Origin of the sequence: Rhizobium sp. BE258, from assembly GCF_031457345.1 — a bacterium.
Taxonomy (GTDB): Bacteria; Pseudomonadota; Alphaproteobacteria; order Rhizobiales; family Rhizobiaceae; genus Rhizobium.
This window is the reverse complement of record NZ_JAVDWL010000011.1, coordinates 97025-113771: the sequence shown is the minus strand read 5'-3', so window position 1 is coordinate 113771 and position 16747 is coordinate 97025. Positions and strand designations below refer to the sequence as shown.

Annotated in this window: 17 protein-coding genes; 13 read left to right on the top strand and 4 right to left on the bottom strand. The window is 58.1% G+C overall.

Annotated features, from left to right (window positions below):
- The first annotated feature begins 66 nt into the window (after window positions 1-66).
- The 13 genes from J2X43_RS29520 (at window position 67) to J2X43_RS29460 (ending at window position 12661) form a co-directional block, all read left to right on the top strand.
- A complete protein-coding gene (locus J2X43_RS29520; RefSeq protein ID WP_310301094.1) occupies window positions 67-402 on the top strand; it encodes a hypothetical protein in 336 nt (111 codons plus the stop codon).
- A gap of 31 nt (window positions 403-433) precedes the next feature.
- Window positions 434-1636, top strand: coding sequence for an acyl-CoA dehydrogenase family protein (locus J2X43_RS29515; protein ID WP_310301092.1), 1203 nt, complete (start codon window positions 434-436; stop codon window positions 1634-1636).
- A gap of 127 nt (window positions 1637-1763) precedes the next feature.
- Window positions 1764-2579: a GNAT family N-acetyltransferase gene (locus J2X43_RS29510; protein WP_310301089.1), complete on the top strand. Its 816-nt coding sequence runs from the start codon at window positions 1764-1766 to the stop codon at window positions 2577-2579.
- Between the two features lie 54 nt (window positions 2580-2633).
- On the top strand, window positions 2634-3176 hold the full coding sequence (locus J2X43_RS29505; RefSeq protein ID WP_405049660.1) for a c-type cytochrome: 543 nt from the start codon (window positions 2634-2636) through the stop codon (window positions 3174-3176).
- Between the two features lie 71 nt (window positions 3177-3247).
- Entirely contained in the window at window positions 3248-4108 is an 861-nt protein-coding gene (locus J2X43_RS29500) for an alpha/beta hydrolase (protein ID WP_310301085.1), read from the top strand.
- Window positions 4109-4331: 223 nt separating this feature from the next.
- A complete protein-coding gene (locus J2X43_RS29495) occupies window positions 4332-4844 on the top strand; it encodes a cupin domain-containing protein (RefSeq protein ID WP_310301083.1) in 513 nt (170 codons plus the stop codon).
- Between the two features lie 160 nt (window positions 4845-5004).
- On the top strand, window positions 5005-5871 hold the full coding sequence (locus J2X43_RS29490) for an alpha/beta hydrolase (RefSeq protein ID WP_310301079.1): 867 nt from the start codon (window positions 5005-5007) through the stop codon (window positions 5869-5871).
- 112 nt (window positions 5872-5983) lie between these two features.
- Entirely contained in the window at window positions 5984-6808 is an 825-nt protein-coding gene (locus J2X43_RS29485) for an SDR family NAD(P)-dependent oxidoreductase (RefSeq protein ID WP_310301076.1), read from the top strand.
- A 224-nt stretch (window positions 6809-7032) separates the two neighbouring features.
- Window positions 7033-8331, top strand: coding sequence for a glycosyltransferase (locus tag J2X43_RS29480; protein WP_310301073.1), 1299 nt, complete (start codon window positions 7033-7035; stop codon window positions 8329-8331).
- A gap of 764 nt (window positions 8332-9095) precedes the next feature.
- Window positions 9096-9326 (top strand): hypothetical protein, encoded by a 231-nt coding sequence (locus tag J2X43_RS29475; protein ID WP_310301068.1) that lies wholly within the window; start codon window positions 9096-9098, stop codon window positions 9324-9326.
- Between the two features lie 575 nt (window positions 9327-9901).
- Window positions 9902-10696 (top strand): SDR family oxidoreductase, encoded by a 795-nt coding sequence (locus tag J2X43_RS29470; protein WP_310301065.1) that lies wholly within the window; start codon window positions 9902-9904, stop codon window positions 10694-10696.
- Window positions 10697-10776: 80 nt separating this feature from the next.
- Window positions 10777-11442 carry an SDR family oxidoreductase gene (locus tag J2X43_RS29465; protein WP_310301062.1) on the top strand — a complete coding sequence of 222 codons (666 nt, stop codon included), beginning with the start codon at window positions 10777-10779 and terminating at the stop codon, window positions 11440-11442.
- Between the two features lie 205 nt (window positions 11443-11647).
- A complete protein-coding gene (locus J2X43_RS29460; RefSeq protein ID WP_310301058.1) occupies window positions 11648-12661 on the top strand; it encodes a polysaccharide deacetylase family protein in 1014 nt (337 codons plus the stop codon).
- Between the two features lie 131 nt (window positions 12662-12792).
- Here J2X43_RS29460 and J2X43_RS29455 read toward each other — a convergent pair whose 3' ends face one another.
- From J2X43_RS29455 to J2X43_RS29440, 4 genes are read right to left on the bottom strand one after another with little or no spacing between them, the layout of a single operon-like run.
- On the bottom strand, window positions 12793-13473 hold the full coding sequence (locus J2X43_RS29455; RefSeq protein WP_310301056.1) for a TetR/AcrR family transcriptional regulator: 681 nt from the start codon (window positions 13471-13473) through the stop codon (window positions 12793-12795).
- Complete coding sequence (locus J2X43_RS29450; protein WP_310301053.1) at window positions 13467-14312, bottom strand: sugar phosphate isomerase/epimerase family protein; 846 nt, start codon at window positions 14310-14312, stop codon at window positions 13467-13469. The genes J2X43_RS29455 and J2X43_RS29450 overlap by 7 nt, the downstream gene beginning before the upstream one ends.
- A 7-nt stretch (window positions 14313-14319) precedes the next feature.
- Window positions 14320-15108 carry an enoyl-CoA hydratase-related protein gene (locus tag J2X43_RS29445; protein WP_310301050.1) on the bottom strand — a complete coding sequence of 263 codons (789 nt, stop codon included), beginning with the start codon at window positions 15106-15108 and terminating at the stop codon, window positions 14320-14322.
- Between the two features lie 10 nt (window positions 15109-15118).
- Window positions 15119-16732 (bottom strand): CoA-transferase, encoded by a 1614-nt coding sequence (locus tag J2X43_RS29440; protein WP_310301047.1) that lies wholly within the window; start codon window positions 16730-16732, stop codon window positions 15119-15121.
- Window positions 16733-16747 lie beyond the last annotated feature (15 nt).

Below are 16747 nucleotides of genomic sequence, written 5' to 3'. Positions count from 1 at the left end.
ATCGCGAAACACCCCTGTAATTTGGCGGCTCCAAATCTTCTCCCGTAATTGAGAGCAAAGCGTCCGATGGAAGAAGATCCTCGAAAGGCGGAATTCGGGACATTTGTGCGACTGGTCACAGTAGACGGGAAGTTCGTCGAACGGTCGGCTGTGGAGATGCCCATTCTAACCTCTGAAGGCACCGACACATGGTTGAAGACTGCTTGTTTTCGTCGGTTCGGCTACATGTCTTTCCTCGTCCATCACCTGATCGTCGGATGGGGAAAGGTGGGAGACGCGCAATATGCGGCAGTTGGCGACCCAGTTCGTCCCGAACCCGTGTCACTTGAACCGAAGCAGATGCCGGTCCTCGGCGGCCAAATCACCGTTAGTCCGCCAGCAGCAAGCCGCCAAACCCTTTGAGCAGGCATAGCCCTTTATCGAGGAGGCAACATTGCAAAATTTGATCCAAAAGATGCCGGACACCGCTCCACAAGATACCGTCGCTCATCTGACTGCATTATTGCCGACGCTACGGGGTCGCGGGGAGGAAACCGAGAGAATAGGCAGGTTGCCTCACACGACGATTGCGGATTTCGAGGATGCCGGTGTGTTTGGAAGTTTGGTGCCGCAGGTCAACGGCGGATCTGAGGTCTCTCTTCAAACCTATATGGACATGATCGTCGAAATCGGCCGCGGTGATGGCTCAGCCGCTTGGACCGCCGGAATTCTGAGCGGCGCAGCCTGGATGGTTGCGATGCTCTTCCCGCGTGATGTTGCCCAGGAGGTTCTGGCTGCTCCCCACAGCCGCGTTGCCACGGTCTTGTCGCCGCGCTCCATCGAAGCTCATGAGGTGGGTGGGGGTATCTGGATTGAACATGGCGTATGGAACTTCAATAGCGGAGCTCATAACGCGCAATGGAATCTTTTAGGTTTTCCACTGAAGAACCATCAGGGCCTGCCTGAAATCCTGACAGTACTGATGCCAATCCACGAGTGCAAGCTGTTGAACGATTGGGACACTTTCGGCCTTCGGGGAAGCGGTAGCACCAGCGTTGAAGTTGAGGACGTGTTTGTGCCGCGTAGTCATCTTGCGTCGCTGAGTGCAGTGATGAAAGGGGACTTTCAGTCGGTCCATCTTGATGCAGTTCCGTTATACAGACTTCCTCTGGTCCCGTTCCTCGCAACCAAGCTGCTGTTCCCGTCGCTTGGGATGGCAAAAGCGGCCCTGGAGCTGGCGTTAGCATCAGCATCGCGGCGTGGAATTCCGTTTACCGTTTATGCCAAGCAGGACGAAGCTGCAGTGACGCACGTGCAGATGGCAGAGTCTTCTGCGAAGATCGATGCCGCTGAGCAGATACTGCGCAATTCCGTCAAGGCGTTGTTGTCTCATGCAGACGGTTCGTCGCCAATGGATATCCCTACGCGCACACGTTTGATGAGAGACGCGGGATACGTGAACAAGCTCCTCTGGGAATCAATCGATGCGCTAGAGACTTCGTCTGGAAGCGCATTCGCCAAGAGAGACAATCTGCTGGGGAGGCTTTGGCGGGATGCCAAGGTCGCAAGTCTGCACGGCGCTTTGACCCCAACAACAAACTTCGAGTTGGCCGGGCGTGTTCAAAGCCACAAGGATCCGCAGAGCTGGTTCCTATGAAAATCACCCTTGGATCGAGCGCTGCCTTCGCCCGACTTGGCGCAGGGCCCCGGTCTTGGTTGCCGCTGAAGCCGCAGGCTGAGCAGCGGTATGATCACCGTTCAACATCTACACTTTTGAGGATCTTATGCGTCCCAACCAGGCTTTGTCTCTTTCTCTCGAGCAGATCGAAGCTCAGGCATTCGCGGATGTCTACCGCGCGGTTCCTGCTTCCTACGCGTCTGCGAATCGGGTTCACCTCAGGGATATTGAGGGTGGCGCTTGTCTGACACACAGCACCATCGTCATCCCTGAACTGGACCGAGTTGTCGGAGTGATGGCGCTCGACGACGTCAAGGTCGCCTGTGATTGGATGGCGGCCAATGCTGTGCCTGGTTGGGTCGTCCAAATGCCCCCAGTCTTCGAGGACGTTACCCGATATCTGAAAGAAAAAGGGTTCCGGCCGATCGGCAATGGTTGGGCAAAGTTCTGCCGCGAGGTGCCTACCGATGACATGGTGTATTCGTCCGAGCTGACTGTGCGCACGATCGAGCCGGCACAGGCGGAATCATTTGCAACCATCCTGGCAGATGGGTTCGGCCTTCCACTTAATTTCTGCTCCTGGCTCGCCGCGGTTGTCGGGCGGCCGAATTGGACGGTGCAACTTGCCTATTCGGGGGTGACTCCGGTTTCTTGCGGAGCTCTGTACAGCAATGGTCAAGTAGCCTGGATGGGGATGGATGCGACCCTGCCGGATCACCGCCGTAAAGGCGGACAATCTCTGCTGATACGCTCCCGCTTGCGCGTTGCGGCAGAGCTTGGCGTGAAAAGCGTAACAGCGGAAACGGGTCAACCGGACGCCGACAAGACCGAACAGCATGCATCGTTTTCCAACTACCGGCGAGCTGGCTTCACGCAGTTGTACACCCGACCAAACTTCGCCCATCCAGCGGATGAGCGCTGAAGCAGGATCGTTACAAGCGGCACCCGCAAATGCGTTGCTGGAAAGGGACTGAATATGGAAAAAACCGCCGCCTATCCCGGGGCGAAGATCATCAGGCGTGTTAGCGTCTTTATGTTGGCTTTGGGGACCACGATGGGCTTGGCGGAGGGCTCGGCAGAGGCGCAGACCCCTGTGGAGCGGGGTCGATATCTGGTGATGATGGGAGGATGCAACGATTGCCACACCCCAGGTTACCTCAATGGAAAGCCAGACCAAAACCGCCTTCTTGGCGGCTCGGATGTTGGGTTTATCGGTCCCGATAAAGGAACGTATGTCGGGCCAAATTTGACGCCTGATGCGGAAACCGGGCTCGGAAACTGGTCTGCGGATGACATCGTTAAGGCCATTCAAACCGGCCTCACTCCGGAGGGGCGCGAGCTTGCTCCGATGATGCCATGGCGCCGTTTTGCGGGCTTACAGAAATCCGACGCCTACGCAATCGCGGCATATCTGAAAAGCCTTCCTGCCGTAAAGCATCAGGTTGCTGGCCCCTTTGGCCCGTCAGAGCATGCGACCATTCCGGTCATGAGAGTTGTTCAACCTGAGCCGCCCCAGTGACCGCATTGCGTCAAGAGCGGCGTCAATATTCACCAAAAAAAATCTGTCGAGAACGCAGGAAGTGAAGCTTTATGAGTATTTTACCTGGTCAACACATCGCGGCGATCAACGGCGTTGATATTGCCTATACCGTCAGCGGAACGGGTCCCCTCCTGTTCGCTGTCTCGTCCGGCTGGGGTGTTGGATCGAGCTACCTTCGTCATGCCCTCACGCCCCTTGCTGATCGTTTCACCGTAGTCGTCATTTCGACCAGAGGCAGCGGCGGCTCGTCGCGTCCCGTTGACGAAAGCGCAATGGGCACGGCGACAATGGCGGATGACATTGAGCACCTGCGCAGGCACCTCGGCCTGGGGGCAATTGACCTGTTCGGGCACTCGAACGGTGGCGCTATCGCCATTGGATTTGCCGGAAAATATCCTGATGCCTGTCGCAAGCTTATCCTCGCGGATAGCCAGCTTGTCGGCCTCTCCGCTCGGGAAGCGACGTCCGCAATCGTCGCTCAGCGTGCGGGTGATCCGCGCTTCAAGGAGGCTGTGGCAGCCCTGGCAGGAATGGGGCCGTTTGTGTTTGAGGACCAAGCCATTACGGATGTACTCATCTCAACTTTGCCGCTCTACTTCTTCCATCCGGAGAATGCGGGCAAGGCGATCGACACATTTGATTTGCCTATCAACAGTTGGGCGACTCGGACGCACATGACGGCAGACGCCCTGCCGGAGGCACGTCAGGACGATCTGCTTGCGAGGATCAGGGCACAGGCCCTCGTCCTTGTTGGGAAAGATGATTTCCAAACACCGGTTTCGATATCGGAACATATAGCGGCAGGTATTCGAGGCGCCGCGCTCAAGGTCATCGGGGAATGCGGACACATGCCCTGGTTGGAGCAGCCTGAAGTCTTTTATTCCTCAATCACCGACTTCCTAGCGCACTGATGACCCACCGAAACTCGATGAGGAGGGTTGAGCCTTGCTAAGCCGCAAGGTCTTGCCTCCTTGCAGAATTGAGTGCCGCCTTCAAAGTCTGCGGAACTCTGCGGCAATTGGATCGCCGGATATAACGACAAACGACTTCGCGCGTCGAGGGCGTAAGCAATCCCAGCCGCGCGCACTGTTCACAGCAAGTTTTGGCATCACATAACAGGATGGATGACACGTCATGAAGAACAATGAAGATTCGAAGCTCCTTCGAGTGCCCGCGGGCGGGGGCCGGGGCTTCTCGGTTGCGGGAGCCAACCTCACCTGGAAGGTCAGAAGCGATGACGCGGCGGGCGAGCTTTGCATGTTCGAGCAGGTGATCGAGCCCGGCGAAGGGGTGCCGGTCCACACTCACAGCTATCCCGAGTCCTTCTATGTGCTGAGTGGGACCATCCACTTCGTATCCAGTGACGCCTCGGACCTGGGCTGGGATTGCACGAGCGGCGACGTGGTCGTGGCTCGCCCACACACGCCCCATGGTTTCTTCAACAAGGGCAAAGATACAGTGCGGATGCTGAGTATCTCGGTCGCTGCGCATGAACAGTTTTTCGATGCGGTTGAGGATGCAGACAAGCAGGATCCGTTTGCCACGCTCCCGCCGACTGACGCTTTTGCTCGCGTTATCGCCATCGGCGCGCAAACCGACACCCACTTTCTACCACCGTCTTCGGAGGCGAGCGCCTCGAAGGGATAGTGCTGAGATTCACACGCCGTTGAGCGGGAGGAGTCCGACCTGCGGCGCACGCGGGCGCGCCCAGCTGGCTGTAATAGACGCCAGCCGGGCGCGGTGGTCGAGGCCGACGCTGCCTCTGCCCGCTCACCCGTCATTCGACTTACAACTGAGGAGGACAGATATGAGTCCCTTTGAACATCATCGCGTCCGGGCAAACGGTATAAACATGCATTATGTCCAGGCTGGAGAAGGCCCGTGTGTGGTGCTTCTGCATGGCTTCCCGGAAACATGGTACGCATGGCGCCACCAAATAGGTCCAGTTGCCGCGCGTTATCGCGTCATTGTACCCGACCTGAGAGGCTACGGAGCAACGGAAAAACCCGCAACCGGCTATGACAAGAGGACGATGGCGAACGACATTCGCGATCTTCTTCGTGTGCTCGAGATTGAGAAGGTCGCAATAATCGGACACGACCGCGGCGCCCGAGTTGGCACGCGTTTCGTGAAGGATCATCAGGATGTGACAACCTGTTTTGCCGCTCTGGACAACATTCCGACCAAGGTTATCTTCGAAAATATGAATGCTGAAGTGGCGCAGGCGGCGTGGTTTTTCTTGTTCCAAGGCATCCGTGACCTGCCGGAAGCCTTGATCCATGGCCGGGAAGAGCTCTGGCTACGATCCATCCTCACGAGCTGGACCTACAATCCGCATGCTTTATCAGAGGACACCTTATCCGTTTACACAAAAGCGTATTCCCAGCCCGGTGGTTTGCGCGGCGCGTTTGAAGATTATCGCGCTTGGCGCTCTGATTTTGAACAAGATAAGTCTGACGCCTCCAAGTCCATTGGCTGCCCTGTACTGTCTCTCTGGGGCGCCGATTACGAGGCCGCAAAGATGGTCGACATGGCGGCCATTTGGAGCGCCATGGCACCCAAGCTTCAAACACTCGCTGTCGCGCAATCCGGCCATCTCCCCCATGAGGAACAGCCGGACCAGGTCACAGCCGCGTTGCTAAACTTTGTCGATCAGTTCCACAGGTCGGCATGACCGACTGACGGTTCACCGCCACGCCCGTGAAAATCCAACGAGCCCCCCGCAAGGAGCGTGCGACGATGTCCCTTGTTCATTTTGTGATGCGAGAAAGGCCAGGAGACATAGAATGCCCAATATTTGGTTTATCACAGGAAGCTCGCGAGGCCTTGGCCGACACGTTGTGCTTTCCGCACTCGACGCAGGCGACACCGTCGTGGCAACGGCACGTCGTGTGAGCGATCTCGATGATATCGTCGCGCGGTATGGTGCCCGCGTGATGCCGATCAGCTTGGATGTCAGCGATCCCGAGGCAGTCCGGGCCGCCATTGCGACCTGCATGTCCACGTTCGGCCGGATCGATTACGTGGTCAACAACGCCGGTTACGCCAATCTTGCATCCGTGGAAGATATGACGGCGGACGATTTCCGCGAGCAGGTGGAAACGAACTTTTTCGGCGCAGTCCACGTGTCCAAGGCCGTGGTGCCGATCATGCGGCGCCAGGGGTCGGGTCATATTTTCCAGATCGCGTCCATCGGCAGTCGCATTGCTTCTGTGGGGTTAGCCCCGTACCAGGCTTCCAAATTTGCAGTTCGGGCGTTCAGCCTCGTTCTCGCGCAAGAAGTCCAGCCGCTCGGCATACAAGTGACGACGCTCGATCCGGGCGGAATGCGGACTGAATGGGCAGGCGCGTCGATGCGTATACCTGCCATCAGCGTCAACTACATCGAGACGGTCGCGCCTTTTGCCAGGATGCTGCGCGACTACTCCGGTAACGAACCCACAGATCCCAAAAAGGTCGCCAAGCTGATCGTCAGTCTCGCAGGACGGCGTGACGCTCCGGTGGAACTCTTGGTCGGAGACGACGCTTACGCCTTTGCTCAGGCCGCAGCCGATACTGTTGCCGCGTCGGACAAAAAATGGAAGGGGCTGACCACGTCGGTCGCCTACTAAGGCTTCGTTTCACGACCGCAGAATCTCTTCGACAATGCCCGCACCCCTGCCGTCAATTTAGGAGTCTCAGGCCCCGGCTCGAGCTGGTCCGTTGCGCTTATGCCCCCTGCTTTGCCCGGAGCGCTTCTTGCGTCGAGGAGGCGCTCAAAACTTCACAGCCTGTCTCGTAGTGCGCCTTCGAACCGTGTCGGCGCGTATCGTCTTCAACTCAGAATGAGGTTTCGATGAATATTCTTATTGTTGCATCGCCACTGACCGGTCATCTCAACCCGCTGCTTGGTGTTGGCCGCATCTTGATAGATGCCGGCCATCAGGTGACGTGCTTGTCCGGGTCTCATCTGGGGGGACGCGCCACCGCTATCGGCGCCGATTTCAGAAGCTTCTCAGCAGCAGCAGATCTCAATCAGAGGCAACCCGCCTTAGTTGCTGGCGAACTCAAAGAGCTGCCACCAGGAGTGAAACGGCTACGTCTCGCGATCGAGCGACGGTTTATCGAGACAATCCCTGCGCAACAAGATGACATCATGAGGGTCCTGCAAGAGGTTCCCGCCGATATCATTATTGCAGACAGTATGATGTTCGGCCTGCTTACAATGCTTATGAAACCGCGCTCCGAACGGCTTCCCATCGTGCTTTGCGGAACATCCTTTCTACACTGGCAACGACAAGATGGGGCGCCGCATTTCGTTGGATTGCCTCCGCCGACAGCTGCCAATGAGCGTGAAAGCTACGCAAGGATCGCCGCGGAGTACGACAGGCAATTCAACAAACCGATTGCCGATGCGCTCGTGAGGGCAGGGGTGAGGGAATTGCCAAATGGCCTGTTTGACTCGGTCGTCGAACTACCGGACGCATACTTGCAGCTAACTGTTCCGGGATTCGAATTTCCGCGCCCGGTACCGAATGCTGTGCATTTCGTCGGTAGGCTTCCTATCATCCCCAATCAGGCGCCACTTCCTCCGTGGGCGGGCGATTTGGACGGTAGACGCAAGGTGGTGCTTGTCACACAGGGGACAGTTGCCAACGACAATCTTGGGCTTCTGATCAGACCGACGCTCCAGGCACTGGAAGGCGAATCCGACCTTCTTGTCCTCGTCACCATGGGCGGACGTTCCATTGACGAGCTCCGGATTGCAGTACCAAGCAATGCACGTGTCGCGGAATATCTGCCCTTCGAATGGGTCTTGCCGAAAATCGCCGTGTTTGTGACCAACGGCGGTTATGGAAGCGTCAATCAGGCGTTGAGTTTCGGCGTGCCCCTGGTCACAGCAGGATTGACAGAGGATAAGGCAGACGTGAACGCGCGCGTTGCTTGGTCGGGTGCCGGAATTGATCTTCGGACCAATTCTCCCACGCCGGAGGCGATACGCACCGCCGTGCGAACAACACTTGACACGCCGGGCTACCGCCTGAGAGCGTCAGGTCTAGCGGCCGATTTCTCCCGAACCGATGCGCGCTCGGAAATCGTGCGCATTGTCAAAGATGTTGTTCATGCGGCAGATACAGGCACCTCTGATCGATAAAACACCGGACTTCGCTGAGTTCGTTGTCCGCATCCTACAATGGTAACACTGCAGCAGCTTTTTATCATCGAGAGATAGCACCCTCTCACGATATTCAACATGCACCCCAGTGCGGTTGGCACAATCGTGGAGGAAAATCATGAAGAAGCTCGCCCAAGCAAATGACATTGATAGCTGGTTTCTCAACCAAGATCCCGATCGCCTAGGTAGCGGCGATGGGCTCGCTTTGCTCGCAAGGTTGCAACAGAGTGCTCGTCGAGGGGCAACCATGCCCCTAGACGGTGTCCCTACGCGGAAGTTCTTTCCGGTCTTCAAGAATTTCGTTTCCTGCCTCGTGTCATCTAGTCCGCGCGTTCACCAGCTCTCGCCTCACATCCAAAGAGATATCGGCCTCTGTGACGTATCTTGTAATAGACGCGGCCGAATTTGGTGCGACGACCATCCCATCATGGATATCCTCTATCGCATGGGCGGCCATCCGCGCTTTTGACGGGAACCTGATTTCCTGAGCTTCTTCCTGCGCAAGCAGCAAGAAGCTGGGATGCTTAGTCCTTCCGGCGTCTCATCATCAGAAGCGGCTTCAGAAACCAAATGGGATCCTGTTTTGACGCGTTCGCGGAGGGGTTAGATTTCTGTCGTCCGTGTTGCAGATGAAGCTCGAACAGAGGCATGCGTAATTTGACTGCAAGTGCGGACCAGCAGTCTTCTGTGGCTCAGGATCCTCGGCGCTGCGGCGTTCCTAGCAAATGACATAGGAGCACCACATGCCGATTACCGATAAAGGCGAGCCGAAATCTTCCATTGAGGCGCACCCGTTTGATGAGGAAGTGAAGGATGACGAAATCGCAGTCTCAGCCGTGGATTTGTTGCTGAAGGGGCTTTTTGGAACTACAGAAAAGAAATGCAGCAACAATGGCTTAAGACAACTCCGGCTTCGAGGTAAGATCCACCATTTCAGCCGATGGTACGTTCGAGCTTTCGCTGGAGCGACATGAGGTGCCGGTACCATTGCCTGAAGAGGTTACGGTCCGTGTCGAAGGTGCGCCAATCAACCCTGCCGACCTTCTGGTTATGTTCGGCCCTGTTGATACGACGTCCCTGGAAGCGATAGGGTCGACCGACCGTCCAGTGGTCAGAGGAGTAGTCCCACCTCATCGGCTTGCGAGCGTCAACAACCGGCTTGGGCAATCCATGGCGATTGGCAACGAAGGCGCAGGGACTATTGTCGCCGCGGGGAGCGGCACAACTCACCTCCTTATAGAAAGCCGGCGTCCAGGCGAAAGTTTCTGGTTATCCCTAAAGCGGATCGACCCCACTAAAAATCCGTCCGTCCGCCTTTCGGCTGGGACTCAACCTTTGACCATTTGATCCGGCTTGAGGTAAGCATCCGCCATAAGGCGATCTAGCATCCTCCACTGCCAGTGCCGGCGCTTGTGGAATTTCAGAACGATATCTCCGTCTCCTGATTGGTGACATCTGGGAACGAGTGCAGGGACAATGGACCGTCTTATGCTGGCCAAAGAAACGCCTATTTTCAGCGTGTCCACTTTGGAACAGAGGAATTCGTCCCATGAAAATCGATTTGACCGGCAAACGCGCAGTTATCAGCGGTTCTACTGCCGGAATTGGCCTCGCCATTGCCACAGGGCTCGCTCAAGCTGGCGCTGAGGTGGTTGTCAACGGTCGCACCGAGGAGCGCGTGCGGCACGCAATCGCACATATCCGCAAGATTACCCCGGAGGCGATCTTATCCGGCGTCGCGTCCGACGTCGGCACTGTCGAAGGCGTCGCCAAGCTTGCCGCCGAAGCAGCAGAGGCCGACATCCTCGTCAACAGCGTCGGTGCCGCCTTGTTCAAATCCTTCGATGACCTCACCGACGAGGATTGGCTGTTCATGTACCAGCTCAATGTGATGAGCGGCGTTCGCCTGACGAAACACTATCTGCCCGGCATGATGCAAAGGGGCTGGGGGCGCGTTGTTTTCATCAGCAGTGAATCGGCCCTCAACCCGCCGAAGGAAATGATCGACTACGGGATGACCAAGGCGGCTCAGCTTGCCGTCTCCCGCGGCATCGCCGAGCTGGCCGCCAAGTCCGGCGTGACGGTGAATTCGGTGCTTCCTGGGCCGACGCGCTCCGAGGGCTTCGGCAATGTTCTGGAGGGAATTGCTCAACAGACCGGTCAGACCATCGAGGCCGTGGAGCAGGGCTTCCTGGAGCAGAATCGACCGACATCGCTTCTCGGCCGCTTCTCCACGACCGAGGAGATTGCCAACATGGTCGTTTATGTCTGCTCGCAGCAGGCATCCGCAACCAACGGGACAGCGCTACGGGTGGACGGGGGCGTGGTTCGCTCGATCGTGTGACGGCGTTGGCGGCCGACCGCCGGTCGGCCGCGACCTCGCTAATTGTTGAGCAGGATTTAACCCACTCGTGAGGAAAGACCATGAAAATGGATTTCAAGAATGCCCGCGTCCTGATTGTCGGCGCCTCGGGCGGGATTGGTGGCGCCGCCGCTGACGCGTTTGAAGCTCTCGGCGCCCGCATCGAACGCCCCACAAGCGACGTGCTGGATATTACCGACGACGCATCCGTGGAAGAATTTTTCTTCGATAAGCCGCCCTTTGATCATGTGGTGGTCGCTGCCGCAAGGACGAAAACCGGTTCGGTCGCCACCTTGAACGTGGGCGATGCGCAGATCTCGATGAACAGCAAGTTCTTTGGCGCCTATCGTGTGGCGCGCGCAGCGCGGGTAAATGATGGTGGCTCCATCACGCTCGTCTCAGGCTTTTTGTCGCAACGGCCAAGCGCCACCTCCGTGCTGCAAGGCGCCATTAATGCTGCCCTGCAAGGGCTTGCTCGGGGCCTTGCACTCGAGCGCGCACCGGTACGCGTGAACGCCGTATCACCCGGCCTGATCGACACGCCGCTCCACGCCAAGATGACGGAGGAAGACCGGCAAGCCATGTTCGGCAGAGTTGCCGCGCGTCTGCCCGTGCAACGGATCGGTCAGGCAGAGGACGTCGCGCAGGCTATCCTCTTCGTGGCGGCCAATCCATTTGTCACGGGATCAACTGTCACTGTCGATGGTGGCGCAACGATAGCCCCCTGAGTAACAGTCTCTTGTCCTGCGCTACCCCCACAGGCCAGCAATCAAATTCAATCGTGAACACAAAACAGAGCCGCTGCCTCTCGAACATTGGCGTGTGAGGTAGGCGGCGAAGACGTGTGCAATTCCAGTTTCGCCGCGCCGCCGGATCAACGCTCGGCGTCGCCGGTCAAAACCAGTCGTTGATAAACACTGCAAGGATAAAATCATGTCCATGAAAACTCCCCTAGAACTGACACGGCGCAGCTTCGTCGGTGTGGCGGCAACCGGAGCACTGGCATCCCAGGCGCTGCCCGCCGTTGCAAAGACGAGCGACAAAGATCCCAGTGCAACGGCGAATTCCGCAAATGCAGGGACCTTCTGGCCAAACGGCGCGCGCATGGCGATCAGCATCTCCCTGATGTTTGAAGGCGGCGGACAACCGATCTCCGGAGCAGGTGGCGCGCTGCCCGAGCCCATCAAGCCCGGCTTTCCGGATCAGCCAACCAATGCCTTCTTTGCCTATGGCGTGTACGAGGGCATTCCCCGGGCGCTAGACCTCTTTGACAAGCACGATATCAAGGTGACGTCCTTCATGATCGGTAAGGCCGTTGAAGCGCAACCGGATCTGGCGCGCGAAATCGTTCGGCGTGGTCATGAGGCCGGTGCCCACGGGCCAACCTGGACGGCCTCCTATGATCTGTCGCCGGAACACGAAAAGGCCTTCATCAAGGAATCGGCTGAGACGGTCGAGCGCATCACAGGACAGAAGCCTGTCGGTTGGAATGCGTATTTCATGCGCAATTCGATCCATATTTCCGAAACCCTGCAGGATCTCGGCTTTCTTTACAGCATCGACGAGCCGAGCCGAGATGAACCGTTCATCATCCCGGTGCGCGGTCGGGACTTTGCCATGGTGCCGTACACGCTACACATGAACGACATGAATTTCCCGTTTCAGGGCTATGACCCACACGCCCACGAGCAGGCGCTACGCGACGAATTCGACCAGCTCTATGAGGAAGCTGCAACCAGACGCCGGCTGATGGTCATAGGCATGCATGATCGTATTAGCGGGCACGCAAATCGAATTCGCGTGCTCGACCGTTTTCTGAGTTACGCAAAAACCCGCGGAGATGTCTGGTTTGCGCGCAAGGACGAGATAGCGCGGTGGGTGCTAACCCAGCGGCAGCACACTCCAATCGTGCACCGGGAGCCGCCGGCCGAAAGCGGGCTGCCATGAGCCCCTCTCGCAAAGGGATTTATTGAATGAACCTCGCGATTACGCGATGCATAGACGTGTTTGAAATCGCAACGTCGGGACGCTCGGCGGACGAAAAGTTGGCCTCGACTTTCCGACCAACCCGCTTAGCGCTAGGGTTCATCGGGTGATAGTTTACCGTCGCGGATATGCACGACGCAAAGGATGGTGCTGCAGATTTCGTCAAGGCGCTGATTCAGCCGCTTGTCCGTCATAAATTCCTTATCGTGCATTACCTCCATGGTGAAGCGATTGCTGAAGTAGTGGTAGCAGAGAGCGTCGATCGTCAGAGAAAGCTGTTCCGGATCGATATCTCGGAACAGCCCTAGCTCCCTGCCGCGCGCGAGTGTGTCGCCGATCAATGCCACCGCCTTAGGAGCGCGGCGCTTCAGCATGAAGCAGTGCCGAAGATGGCTTGCTCGATGGACGTTCTCGTCGTTCATCAGCACGATGAACTCCGGTTGATCGCGGTAAAAGGCCCAAGTTGCTTCCACGATCTTCTTCAGAGACGTCAGAGGATCTGTGGTGTCGGCAGCCGCCGCATTCTGGGCGTCCTGGAACGTCGCATAGGCCTCTTCGAGAACTGCCCCGAACAGGCCGTCCTTGCTACCGAAGTAGTGGTAGATCATCCGCTTGTTCGTTTCGGCTCTGGCGGCGATCTCGTCCACTCGAGCGCCGCTGAGGCCATGAGTGGCAAACTCGACCATCGCCGCGGTCAGAATTTGCATTCTGGTCTGGGCAGGATTTCGTTTAGTTGCGTTAGCCTCTTTCGCCTTGGCCAGATCGATCAGCAAAACTCGATCATGCGCTCTGCGCATGTCCTCAGCACTTCCTCCTCCGGGAGGCTCCACCAATACGTCGAGAAGATCTCGGTTTCGGTAAAGCCGTTGAATCCGGCAGTCGCCGCGGCAGATCGCAGTCTCCGGATATCAGCGACGCCGTCGCCCATCATGCCACGATCGAGCAGGAGATCCTTGGTCGGTACGAGCCAGTCGCAGACGTGAAACGCATCGATACGCTTCTCTGCGCCTGCGCGGCGGATCTGCTCAAGCGCTGCGATATCCCACCAGACGTGATACACGTCGATTGCGACGCCGATACCGCCTGCTTGGTCGGGATCAACCCTGGAGCAGATGTCGAGCGCCTCATCGAGACGTGTCACGCAGGAACGATCGCCCGCATACATCGGGTGCAGGGGTTCGACGGCAAGCGATACGCCGATCTTGCGCGCGTGTTCGAGAAGCTGTCCGAGACCGTCCTCCACCTGACCGCGCGCTCCAGCCAGATTCTTGCTGCCTTCGGGAAGTGATCCAACGACAAGAACGAAACATGGCGAACCCAGTGTCGCCGCATCATAGAGAGCCCGCCTGTTGTCCTCGACGTTATGGCGCAGTCCCTCCGCAGTTGCCGCTGGAAAGTACGTACTTCGGCAATAGCCGCTGACGCCCAATCCGGCGTCGCGGATTTGGCGGGCGACCACGGCAACATCGTTGCCTTCGACGTCGCGGCGCCAAGGAGCAATGGCGCCGAAGCCTGCTCTTGCGACCTTGTCGATCACATCGGAGATATGGGATCTGTGCCCGAGAGTGGCGGTATTGATCGAGCAACGATCGAGTGAAAGTCTGTCTGTCATCGCAACCTCATTTGAAGACCGGGCGCCGCTTGTCGACGAATGCCGCTTTTCCTTCGATGGCATCGTCACTAAGGCCTAGGGGTACGGTGTTGGCCTCTTCGAACTTGAGGCCGGACAGATATCCCTCTCGGATGGCGGTCGAAACCGCGTGTTTGCATGCAGTGACGGCTTCTGGAGAAACCCTTGCGATCTGGATCGCGAGTTCCAACGCGCGTGACTGGAGCCGGTCGTCGTCCACCACTTCTTCGAAGACGCCCATCGCATGAGCCTGTTCGGCTGTTGCGGGTTCTCCGGTCAGCATCAGCTTCAGCGCGTTACCGCGTCCGACGAGCAACGGCAGGCGCATCGTTCCGGTCGCCGTAGGCATCGCCCCCAGCTTGACCTCCGGGACCCCGAACTTCGCACTGCGTCCGGCGACCCTGATGTCGCATGCAAGCGCCAGCACTGCGCCACCGCCAAGCGCGAACCCATTGACGGCCGCGATGACTGGGACGCGGCCGAGTTCAATTGCTTCGTTCAGGCCCGTCTCCGCAAGCCGCGCCGCCTCGATCCATTCTGCCGTGGCCTCGAACTCCTTGATGTTCGATCCAACCGAGAATGCGTTGTCCGAGCCTGTCAGAATGATGCACCTGACGCTTTTGTCGCCGTTTGCTTTCCGAATGAAATCGGTGAACTCTGCGCGGGCAGCCTTCGTGAAGGCGCCCATTGGCTTCGATACGATGGTGACGTGGAGGATATGCTCAGCGGGCGACGTAACCTTGAACCCCGTAGTCTCTATCAACAGTTCCGAATTCATCGTCATCCTCCTAGCTCGCCTTTTTCAGCGCAGCTTTAGGCTGGCCTAGTTCCAGGCCCATCGGTTCCGGACGGAACAGACGTGCGTCCATGACGCGGAGGTCGGAGGCAACGCGAAGCGGGATCTTGGCCTGTTCCAAGACATCCTTTTGCAAATCCACGCCGGGCGCGATCTCGACCACAGTTAATCCTTCGACACCAAGCTTCAGAACACAACGCTCGGTGACGTAGGTCACGTCCTGATTATGGAGCGCTGCACGATGGCCCGCGAAGGTGACATGTCCGACCTTGGGAACGAACTTGGCGATCTTGCCTTCCTGTTCGATCTTCAGACGGCCATCCTCTGCGGCGACCTTCAGGCCGCCGGCGGTGAAATAACCGCTGTAGACGATCTTCTTGGCACGAGCGGTAATGTCGATGAACCCACCACACCCAGCGGTTAGATAAGGGCGTGAGGGAAGGCTGGAGACGTTGACGCTGCCATCCTCGCCAACTTCAAGGAAGGAGAGGAGGCTGCAGTCGAAACCGCCACCCTGGAAATACGTGAATTGCTGAGGCGTCGGGAAGATCGCCTGCGCATTGGCGGCGCATCCGAAGGCGAAGCCTGTGAGCGGGATGCCGCCGACCGGACCCTGCTCGATGACCCAAGTCACCGCCTCTGCCTGACCTTCTTCAAGCAGGATCTGCGGCACCAGGGCCGAGATGCCGAAGCCGAGGTTCACTGCCGAGTCGTCCGCGAGCTCCATAGCCGCGCGGCGCGCGATGACCTTGTCGACACTGAACGGTGCTTCCGGGAAGCTGGAATAGTCGCGGCGTACTTCGCCACTGATGGCCGGATCGTAGCGTATTTCCGTTGCCTGACGCTGTTCGGCGTCGACGACGACGTAGTCCACGAGCGTCGACGGGATGTGAACCTGATGGGCCGGGATGGAACCCGACGCGGTGGTCCGCTCAACCTGGCAAATCACGATGCCGCCGGAGTTGCGAGCGGCGAGTGCGATGTCCACCATGCCGAGGACAGCACCCTCGCGTTCCATAGAGATGTTGCCGCGATCGTCGGCAGTTGTGCCACGGATGACCGCGACCTGCGGGAAGTGATTAGGGAAGTGAAGCCAGCTTTCGCCGTTGAACTCCACAAGTTTGACGACGTCGCCGGAAGTGGCGGCTGCCTCGTTCATCTTGCCGCCGTTCAAACGGGGGTCGACGAAGGTTTCGAGACCCACCTTCGTAAGAACGCCAGCACGCTTGGCCGCGGCATCGCGGACCATGTCGTACATCACGCCGGACGGCAGATTGTACGCTGCGATCTCGTTCCGCTGGATCATGTCCCATATCGCCGGCGAGGGAAGGCTCGACGGACCGCTAGGGTAGGACCCAGCCAGTATCTTCTTGATGAGCCCCTTCTGTGCGATGTGGTCGACGCCCTTGATGCCGTACATGTCGCCGGCTGCGATCGGTGAGAAGATAGTAAGATCGCTGGGATGGCTTTCCTTGTCGAAACGCTCGCCGATTGCCTTGAGCACGGCGTCCGGGCAGTTCAGGCCCGCCGAGGAACCGATGGCGAGGACCGCGTTGTCGGGAACCAAGGACGCAGCCTCTGCCGCGGTGACGATTTTGTTACGCATCTTAATCCTCCGATA